The 8,924-nt window shown below is 61.3% G+C and carries 6 protein-coding genes; 2 read left to right on the forward strand and 4 right to left on the reverse strand.

The genetic code is table 11. The features are described from left to right. Positions 1-445: 445 nt before the first annotated feature. Together GC162_17755 and GC162_17760 are read left to right on the forward strand one after the other, a co-directional pair. Entirely contained in the window at positions 446-1,858 is a 1,413-nt protein-coding gene (locus GC162_17755; protein MBI1370484.1) for a sulfatase-like hydrolase/transferase, read from the forward strand. Between the two features lie 23 nt (positions 1,859-1,881). Then, complete coding sequence (locus GC162_17760; GenBank protein MBI1370485.1) at positions 1,882-3,336, forward strand: sulfatase-like hydrolase/transferase; 1,455 nt, start codon at positions 1,882-1,884, stop codon at positions 3,334-3,336. Positions 3,337-3,371: 35 nt separating this feature from the next. Here GC162_17760 and GC162_17765 read toward each other — a convergent pair whose 3' ends face one another. The 4 genes from GC162_17765 to GC162_17780 are packed head-to-tail and all read right to left on the reverse strand — an operon-like array spanning position 3,372 to position 8,314. Then, on the reverse strand, positions 3,372-4,967 hold the full coding sequence (locus GC162_17765; GenBank protein MBI1370486.1) for a hypothetical protein: 1,596 nt from the start codon (positions 4,965-4,967) through the stop codon (positions 3,372-3,374). Continuing rightward, positions 4,964-6,310: an FAD-dependent oxidoreductase gene (locus tag GC162_17770; GenBank protein ID MBI1370487.1), complete on the reverse strand. Its 1,347-nt coding sequence runs from the start codon at positions 6,308-6,310 to the stop codon at positions 4,964-4,966. Before GC162_17770 ends, GC162_17765 begins: the two co-directional genes overlap by 4 nt. Continuing rightward, positions 6,307-7,284 (reverse strand): flippase-like domain-containing protein, encoded by a 978-nt coding sequence (locus GC162_17775; GenBank protein MBI1370488.1) that lies wholly within the window; start codon positions 7,282-7,284, stop codon positions 6,307-6,309. Before GC162_17775 ends, GC162_17770 begins: the two co-directional genes overlap by 4 nt. A 58-nt stretch (positions 7,285-7,342) precedes the next feature. Continuing rightward, the gene (locus GC162_17780) at positions 7,343-8,314 is read right to left on the reverse strand and encodes a glycosyltransferase (GenBank protein ID MBI1370489.1); all 972 of its coding nucleotides are present in this window, start codon (positions 8,312-8,314) and stop codon (positions 7,343-7,345) included. Between the last annotated feature and the right edge of the window lie 610 nt (positions 8,315-8,924).

The raw sequence follows: 8,924 nt of genomic DNA on the forward strand, positions 1-8,924 counted from the left end.
TTTGTCATGAGAAAATGCGTCGGGCGGAATGCGGGGGCGGGGGGTGCGGGAAAATCGGGGGCGGGTATGCGGATGCGTCGAGGGGCGCACGGTGAGTGCGCTTTTGGCGCATGGGGCGGGCAAAAGCGCGCACGGGCGGGGCAGGCGGGGATGTAAGTCCGGTGAATGCGTCGCACTTGGTTAACGCGGATTGCGCGGCGGTGCGCACGGGCGCGCCCGTGCGCGCGGGGGATGGCGAAAAGGCGCGATTGGAGAAAGAGACACGGGATCGCAAAGCGAGGGGCGAACGGCGGGGCGTTGCCTTCCGTGTGCGGGCGGGCGGCGAGGCGGGATGGGGCCAGCGGCGGGGGGCGGGGTTCATGATGAAGTTGCGTCAGCGCCATCGCGGCAGGCAGGGGGTTCCGGGGTGAGGGCATAAGAATCGGCGTGCGGGCGTTGGATTGGCATGGCAAAACAACAATGGATGATGGTGTGTACGGTGCTGCTGGCGATGGTGACGGGGGCGCGGGCGGCGGAGAAGCCGAATGTTTTGTTCATTCTGGTGGACGATCTGGGGAAGGAATGGATTCATTGTTACGGGGCGGAGGGGATTGAGACGCCGAATATCGACGGGTTGGCGGCGGGGGGGATGCGCTTTGTCAATGCGTACGGGATGCCGCAGTGTACACCGACGCGCATGACGCTTTTGACGGGGCAGTATCCGTTTCATCACGGCTGGACGAATCACTGGGACGTCCCGCGGTGGGGATGCGGCGCGTCGTTCGATCCGAATCACAACAACTCGTTCGGCCTCGTGATGCGTCAGGCGGGCTATGCGACGTGCGCCGTGGGCAAATGGCAGATCGATGACTTTCGCGTCGAGCCCAAGGCGATGGACGCGGCGGGGTTCGATGACTGGTGCATGTGGACCGGGTTCGAGACGAACAATCCGCCGAGTGACAAGCGGTATTGGGACCCGTATCTCAACACGCCGGGGGAGGGGAGCAAGACGTACGAAGGCAAGTTCGGGCCGGATGTGGTGTGCGATCATCTGATCGAATTCATGAAGAAGCATCGCGACGAGCCGATGTTTTTGTACTACCCGATGATCCTCGTGCACATGCCCACGACGACGACGCCCGACGACCTGAACGCCAAGAGCAAACTGGATCAGCACAAGGCGATGGTGCGGTATACGGACAAATTGGTGGGCCGGGTGGTGGCGACGCTCGATGAACTGAAGTTGCGCGAGAAGACGATCATCGTGTTCACCACCGACAACGGTACCGGCGGCGTGACCGGCATGTTGAATGGTCATCGTGTCCCGGGGGCGAAGGCGAAGATGAACGAAGCGGGCGTGGCCATGCCGTTCATCGTGAATTGCCCCGGCACCGTGCCGAGCGGCGTCGTCACCGAGGCGCTCGTCGATTTCACAGACCTACTGCCCACGTTCAGCGAACTGGGCGGCGGGCACATCCCGGCGGACCGCGTGCTCGACGGGCACTCGTTCGCCCCGCTGATTCTCGGAAAAGCCAGCGACACGGACCGCGATTGGATTCTCGCCATGGGCGGCGGCGCGGCGCGCGTGCGCGACGGCCGCGTCGTCCCGGCTCAGGCGTACGACGATCGAGTCATGCGCGATCAGCGCTTCAAGCTCTGGGTCAACAAGCAGGGCGAGCCGGAGGCGATGTACGACATGAAGAGCGATCCATGGGAGACGACGAATGTGCTCAAATCGAGCGACCCGGCGATGCTCGCGTCGCTGGCGAAGTTCAAGGCGGCGCTGGCGAAGATGCCCAAACAGGATGCCGCCCCGCAATATGATCCGAATCCGCCGCAGAAATGGGATTTGCACGGCGGGCAGGCGAAAGGCGACTGAACATGAAACACGTTTCATGGACGATGACGCTGCTATTGTTCGCGCTGCCGATTGCGCGGCTTGATGCGGCGGATTGGCCGAACATCGTGGTGATCCTCGCGGACGATCTGGGCTACGGCGATCTGCATTGCATGAACCTCGAGCATGGCAAGATCGCTACGCCACGGGCGGACAAGCTCGCGAGCGAGGGGATGATCTTCACCGATGCGCATTCCGGTTCGTCCGTGTGCACGCCGACGCGTTACGGGCTGCTCACCGGCCGATACAGTTGGCGCTCGTCGCTCCAGAGCGGCGTCGTCACCGGCTACGCCCCGTGTCTCATCGACAAGGATCGCCCGACGATCGCGAGCTTCCTCAAGTCGCAGGGCTATCACACGGCGATCATCGGCAAGTGGCACCTCAACTTCGAGTATCTCGATGCCAAGACCGGCAAGCCGCTCAAGGCCGGGGATTACAAGGAGCCGCCGATCGGCGCGACGATTCCCGACGGGCCGATCACGCACGGGTTCGAGTATTACCTGGGCTTTCATCACGCGCGTGACATCAAGGCGGTGATCGAGAATGATCGGGTCATCGAGCATGACGACGCGATCAACATGCTGCCCCGACTCGCGAAGGCGGCAGTGTCGTATGTTGAAGCGCGGGCGAAGGAGAAGGAGCCGTTTTTCCTGTATTTGCCGCTTAATTCGCCGCACACGCCGATCGTGCCGTCCAAGGAATGGCAGGGCCGCAGCGGGCTCGGGGCGTACGGCGATTACGTGATGCAGACGGATGATGTGGTCGGGCAGGTGCTCGACGCCATCGGGCGCGCCGGCATCGCTGACAACACGCTCGTCGTCTTTACATCCGACAACGGCTGCTCGCCCGCAGCGGGAATCCCGCAACTCGAGAAACAGGGCCACTACCCCAACGGCGACCTGCGCGGCACGAAGGCGGACATCTGGGACGGCGGACATCGCGTGCCGTTCCTCATCCGCTGGCCCGGTCACATCGCGCCCGGCTCGACCAGTGATCAGACCGTCTGTCTCACCGACATCTTCGCCACCGTCGCGCAGATCATCGGTCAGCCCCTGCCGGCGAACGGCGCCGAGGACAGCGTCAGCTTTCTGCCCGCCTTGTCCGCTCAGCCGATCGTCTCCACGCGGGCCGGCATCATTCATCATTCCATCAGCGGACACTTCGCCTACCGCCTCGGCGACTGGAAACTGGAACTCGCCCGCGGTTCGGGCGGATGGTCCAAACCCACGGAAAAGCAAGTCCCCAAAGACGCCCCCAAAGCGCAGCTTTACAACATGAAGGACGATCTCGGCGAGCAGCACAATTTATATAACGACATGCCCGAGATCGTCACCCGACTCCTCAAGCAGCTTGAATCCGATATCAAGCGTGGCAGAAGCACGAACGGACCCGCGGCCAAGAATGACATTCAGCGGATCGATCTTTGGAAGTCAAGCAACGCATCGACAAATGAGGAATGAAACGCTGATTCCAGCCCGTTAAGATTTGCGACAAATCAGTGCGTGGTCTTGGCGTAGATCGTCAGGTCGTCGTGGGACCATGGCGTGGTCCATGAGCCGTCCTGCACCGCGGCGCTGTGGGCGAAATGGGCGTTGTTGGTCACGATCATGTATTGATCGACGTTGAAGTGCCTGTGGACCGCAGCGTCCAGTGCGGACAGGTCGTTGATGGTTTGCGCTTCCTTGTTGAAGTCGAGGATCACCGCCAGTTCGCTCGGCTCCCACTCCGCGCCATATCGCACATTGAGCACCTCGCGTTCAGCGAGTGTGGGCATCCATTCGATAGTCTGGTCCTCATCGCCGTTGACGAGCACGACCAGTTTGGTCGATGCGCCGACATGATCATGCAGCCAGGCGGCGGCGTCGATGGAAGCGGCGCTGAGAACGTGCTGCTCGGGCGTTCGCAGAAGATCGCGGACACCGCGGAGCGAGTCGTAGGCAAGATTCAGCACGATTACCCAGCCGATGCCCGCCGCAATCAGCCCGGCGAGCCAGCGCGGCGACCAGGCAGTCCAGATGCCGGAGATGGCCCAGGGCACAATAGTCGCTGCACCGACGCCAATAAGCAGCGGAGCGAACTGGCCGACGAGCCACGAATATTCGCGCGGCGTCAGCGCGGCCGCAATGAGCAGACCAGGCAGGTCCAACCGCCGCCGGTGCAGACAGATGATCACGCCCGCGACGGCCATCACACCCCACAGCACGCCGTAGCGGTGATACGTGAAGGGCATCTGGATTTCAAGTTGCAGGAGGCGATCGAGCTGATGATGAAACAGGTCGTGCGACTCACCCGAGGCGACGCGCGTGTAGACGCTCGTGCCGTGGTAGTGAATGACCGTGCCCCACCAGATCGACGACACCGCGATGGCGATGATGCACGCGCTGCCGTAGGAGCGCACAAGTCGCCAGAAGGCGAATGGATCGGTGGCCCAGTGCGACACCGACATCGCCAGCACGAGGGGACCGGACATCCAAAGACTGCCGGGCGAGGCGAACGCCGAGAAGGCCCAGACGACGCCGAGCAAGATGTAGCGTGTGAACCCCCCGGTGCGGCACCACATCGCCGTGATGACCAGCAGCATAACGGCCATCGCTCCGGCGCTCTCGGCGATGCCGGCCCCGCTCAGAAAGTCGTAATACGACGCGTCGAGGAATGTGAACGCGAGCAGGGCGCAGAATCGTTCCAATGGCGCACGTAATAGCGACCGCACCATCCAGTAGAACACCGCGACTGTCAGCGCCGCCTGCATTCCCGCCTGAATGTTCATCAGAACGAAATCATTATAATGAACAAGCTCACGAAAAAGTGCGAAGAAATAGAACGGCAGCGGGGGATAGGCGAAGGGGATGCCGCCGTCGGTGTAGAACGGAATCGTCTTGGGCAGCAAAAAATGGTGCTTACCGATCTCCTTGCCGAAGTGGACATAGAGACCGCCGAGCGTGATCGGTCGGCTCAATCCGAAATATACAAACGGCACAAGGCGCAGGGCCATCGCGCAGGCGACAAGTCCCAGTGTCCAGACAAGCTCGAATCGCGCAAGCAGATGATTCGCCTTCGAATGGGATGGCGTGTCGGCCCGAAGCGTTGTCATGACGACCTCGCACTTTCGAGTGAATCGACCAGTTCACGCCCGATCTTGCGGCCCTCGCGGATGGCGTAATTCGTCCCGCGATCTTCGGGGTAAATCTGCGCCATCGTGCACAGAAGTACGCCTTCGATCGGCGTCTTCGTGGGTGGAATCAGTTCGCTGTACCGCTTACTGACGATCGGCTGAGAGTAGCGGGCACGCCATACATGATGCCGGAGCACCCAACTTCTGTCGAAAGCCGGGAACATCCGCTGAATGTGCGGCACGGAGAATTCGTACACCTGTCGATCCGTCATGTGATACAACTCGGCGTCGGCGGGCAGGTATTTGGACAGATAGACAATGTGCCGACCATGATAGGTTTCGGGCGGCTCAAAGTTCGTGTGCTCGATGACGCCGACGTAGGGGAATCCGGGATCGTTGACGTTGAGCCAATACGTGTCGGAGAGCGAGCGGTCCAGTTCGAGGACGAGGCAGACGTTCGCCAGGTATTCAATGCGCCTCAGGAACGCCGCGTAGTCGGCGTCGACATGATTCTCGAGCAGATCAGCGACGATCGGAAGGGCGGGGGTCATGAGCACGACTTCGGCCGGGTATTCGACACCGCCGGCGCGAACGCCCGTCGCCTTCCCATCGCGCACGACGATGGATTCGACGCCGCAGCGTGTGCGGATTTTCCCGCCGTGCGATCGGACGTCGTCGGCGATGGCCTGTGCGAGCGCGGCGAATCCGCCGCGGTAATAGGCGAGCATTTCGGCGCCGCCCTTGCCCCGGCTCCCGCCGCGCAGCTTGAGCTTGTTCCACATCCAAACGGCTGAGATTTCTTCGGCGTAGGGCCCGAATTTACCCTTCATCAGCGGCTCCCACATGACGCGATATACCGTTTCACCGGCCATCTCTATGAGCCATTGGCGCGCTGTGATGTTCTCCAGCGCCATCCAGTCGCTGACGCGCCGCGCCTTGAGCGCGAGATAGCCGAGGCGGAGTCGGTCGAGGAAACCCAGCGGCCTGAACGTTAAAAGATCCTTGGGCGTGCTAAGTCGATAGGTGCCGTTGGCGAAGTACATCCCGGTGCGCGTGGGGCGGAGGAGGATGCGATCGTGATGATCGAGTTCGTCGATGAGGTCCATCACATGACGATCGTTCGTGAACCAGTGATGGTAGAAGCGTTCGAGTTGGACACCGTCGACTTCGAAGCTGCCGGCGAGTCCGCCGACTTCGGGGTCGGATTCGAAGATGGTCACATCATGTCCGGCGCGGCAGAGTTCGTATGCGGCGGACAGGCCGGTGAACCCGCCGCCGACGATGGCGATGCGTGCGGGTGAGGATTGAGAAGGCGTGCTCATAACGACTCGGATTCGCGCTGATGGTTTTGCGAAGATCGACGGCCGGGCGTCAGACGGCGAAGTCGCGGCAGTGCCAGGAACAACCCGCCAGCGCCGGTCGGGGGAAGCCAGATGGCGGCGTGGCATAGAAGCGTATAGGCCGCGGCGGGATCGGGTTTGGCACCGAAGGCCATGATGCCTTGCAGGGCGAAATAGTCAAACGTGCCGACGTATCCGGGCGAGGAAGGAATGAGGGTGGCGAGTGTGCCGGTGCTCATGCTGAACCACGCCCCGGCGGCGGCGACATCGAGGTGCAGCGACAGAGCGATGCAGTAGAACACGCCGCCTTCGAGCAGCCATGCGCAGGCCGACAGAGCAATGAGCGTCAGCAACGTGCCCGGCGAACGAAAGATCATCAGCGTGGCGAGCACCTGCTCGAACCACTGCAATCCGCGCAAGGCCCAGGGCCTTTGCTGCACGCCTGCCGCGCCTTCAAGCCGGCGCACCAGCCGCAGGATCAGGCGTTCGGAAGCGACGAGCAGGATCATTGCGGCGATCGCCGCCAGCGCGATGACGGACGCGGCGGTGACGAACGCCGGCGGGATCGATTCGCCCGTTACGCCGTGCAGACAGGCGAAAAAAATGGCGATGAGCGTGAACAAATCGAGCAGTCGTTCGATGAGCATCGTGCCGAGGATACGCATCGCCGGGGCGCGGATCGCATGTCGAAATCCCACGATGCGCAGCACGTCGCCGGCCCTCAGGGGCAGCACATTGTTGGCGGCGATCGAACTCATGAACGGCGCGAAACACACCTTCGCCGGCAACGCATCGTCAAACTTCCGCAACATCCACCACCATCGCAGCACACGAAGCGTAAAGTCCATCGAAAGCAGCGCGAGCGCCGCGATCAACGGCACAATGCTCGCCTGGGCCAGCGCCGCGCCGGTCTTGTGCCAGTCGATGCGGCCGAATGCCATGTATGCGAACAACATGGCAAGGATCAGCCCGATTGCCAGCCGAAGGCGTCCACCCCGACCGGTGCGTCGAGGTTCATTTTCGATCGGAAGGTTCAACCGGTCGCTCCTGCTCGAAACCCACAAACTGGTTCACCAGATAGTTGGGCCGACGCTTGACCTCCGCGTAGATGCGACCGATGTATTCGCCGGCTACGCCGAGGCAGATGAGCTGAATCCCACCGAAGAACACCACCGCGATGAACAACAGCGTCCATCCACTGACCCATTCGCTTGTAAAAATGCGAAGAACGAGAGCGTAAATGATGCACAAGAGCGATAGGACCGCGCATGCGAAGCCCAGCCCGCTGACGAGATGCAACGGCACGCGCGAAAACGAAAGTAGCCCGACCGATGCGAACTGAATCATCTTCTTGAGCGGATACTTGCTCACGCCCGCCGCGCGCGGCGCCCGCTTGTACGGCACGGCGATCTGCTTGAATCCCACCCATGACACCATCCCGCGCAGATATCGATCGCGCTCCGGCATCGCCTTCAACGCATCGACCACCTTGCGATCCATCAGGCGAAAGTCACCCGTGTCCAGCGGGATCGGAATCTCGGACATGCGGTTGAGCATGCGGTAGAACAACTTGGCGGTGTTCTCCTTGAAGACGGATTCGCCCTCGCGAACAGTACGCTGCCCATAGGCGACGTGATACCCCTCGCGCCATCGACCGAGCATCTCGGCGATGACCTCCGGCGGATCCTGCAGGTCGGCGTCGATGAGCACGACAGCGTCGCCGGCCGCATGGTCAATGCCAGCCGTGACCGCCATCTGATGACCGAAGTTGCGCGAGAAGAGAATCAGCCGCACGCGCGGATCGCGACTTTGAATCTCCCGAAGACGGGCCTCGGTGTCGTCGCGCGAACCGTCATTGATGTAGAGAATTTCGTACCGGATCGGAAACGATGTAAGCACCGCCGATAATCTTTCGTGGGTGGCGCGAATCACTTCCTGCTCATTGAAGCAGGGCACCACGATTGAAATCAGAGGGCCGTCTTGCATGGCAGTATTATCGCGGTGCCCGTCATACAATCCAGCAAGGACGAAGCGGGCTTCCCCCGCCGATCACCCAAGACGCAGCGGCAGGACCAGCGGATTCCAAATCGCTTTCCTTCAAACGCTCACAGATCAGCGACGCCCATCACCTGACGCCTATCCACAGTCAACGCAACCTACGCCGACAACCCGGCGATAAATCCCAGGCCCGAATGCCTGAAGTACTGACAATGTATCGACATAGGCGCTGGAAAACTTTAAAGCATCTCTACCGCACCTGTATCCCATAGCCGCATTGGTGTAGGAACAACTACAGGCCCGTGCGGCAGCGGCGTTCGATGAGTTGGAGGCGATCATCGCCAGCGGTACGATCGAGGAAAAGCGTGAATTGCTCGGGCAATACGTGCAAACGATAAAGGCCGATCCAGACTCTTGCGAAGTCATGATCGGCCTTTATCCGCCTCTGTTTACTCAAAAAATAGTGTCTGCGCAACCGACTTCGCGGGGTTGGAACCTAAAAATGTATCATCGTCCCGCGCGGAGAAAAAATAGTCTCAAAGTCTCCGTGGTTCACGGCAGATTGGCCGCATGCCATAATACCGTGAGGCCGCACCAA

It is taken from the genome of Planctomycetota bacterium, from assembly GCA_016125255.1.
Classification (GTDB): Bacteria; Planctomycetota; Phycisphaerae; order Phycisphaerales; family Zrk34; genus RI-421.

Coding starts and splice junctions, on each gene's coding strand:
- GC162_17755 (MBI1370484.1), top strand. CDS start 446: ATGGCAAAACAACAATGGATGATGGTGTGTACGGTGCTGCTGGCGATG.
- GC162_17760 (MBI1370485.1), top strand. CDS start 1,882: ATGACGCTGCTATTGTTCGCGCTGCCGATTGCGCGGCTTGATGCGGCG.
- GC162_17765 (MBI1370486.1), bottom strand. CDS start 4,967: ATGACAACGCTTCGGGCCGACACGCCATCCCATTCGAAGGCGAATCAT.
- GC162_17770 (MBI1370487.1), bottom strand. CDS start 6,310: ATGAGCACGCCTTCTCAATCCTCACCCGCACGCATCGCCATCGTCGGC.
- GC162_17775 (MBI1370488.1), bottom strand. CDS start 7,284: ATGTTGTTCGCATACATGGCATTCGGCCGCATCGACTGGCACAAGACC.
- GC162_17780 (MBI1370489.1), bottom strand. CDS start 8,314: ATGCAAGACGGCCCTCTGATTTCAATCGTGGTGCCCTGCTTCAATGAG.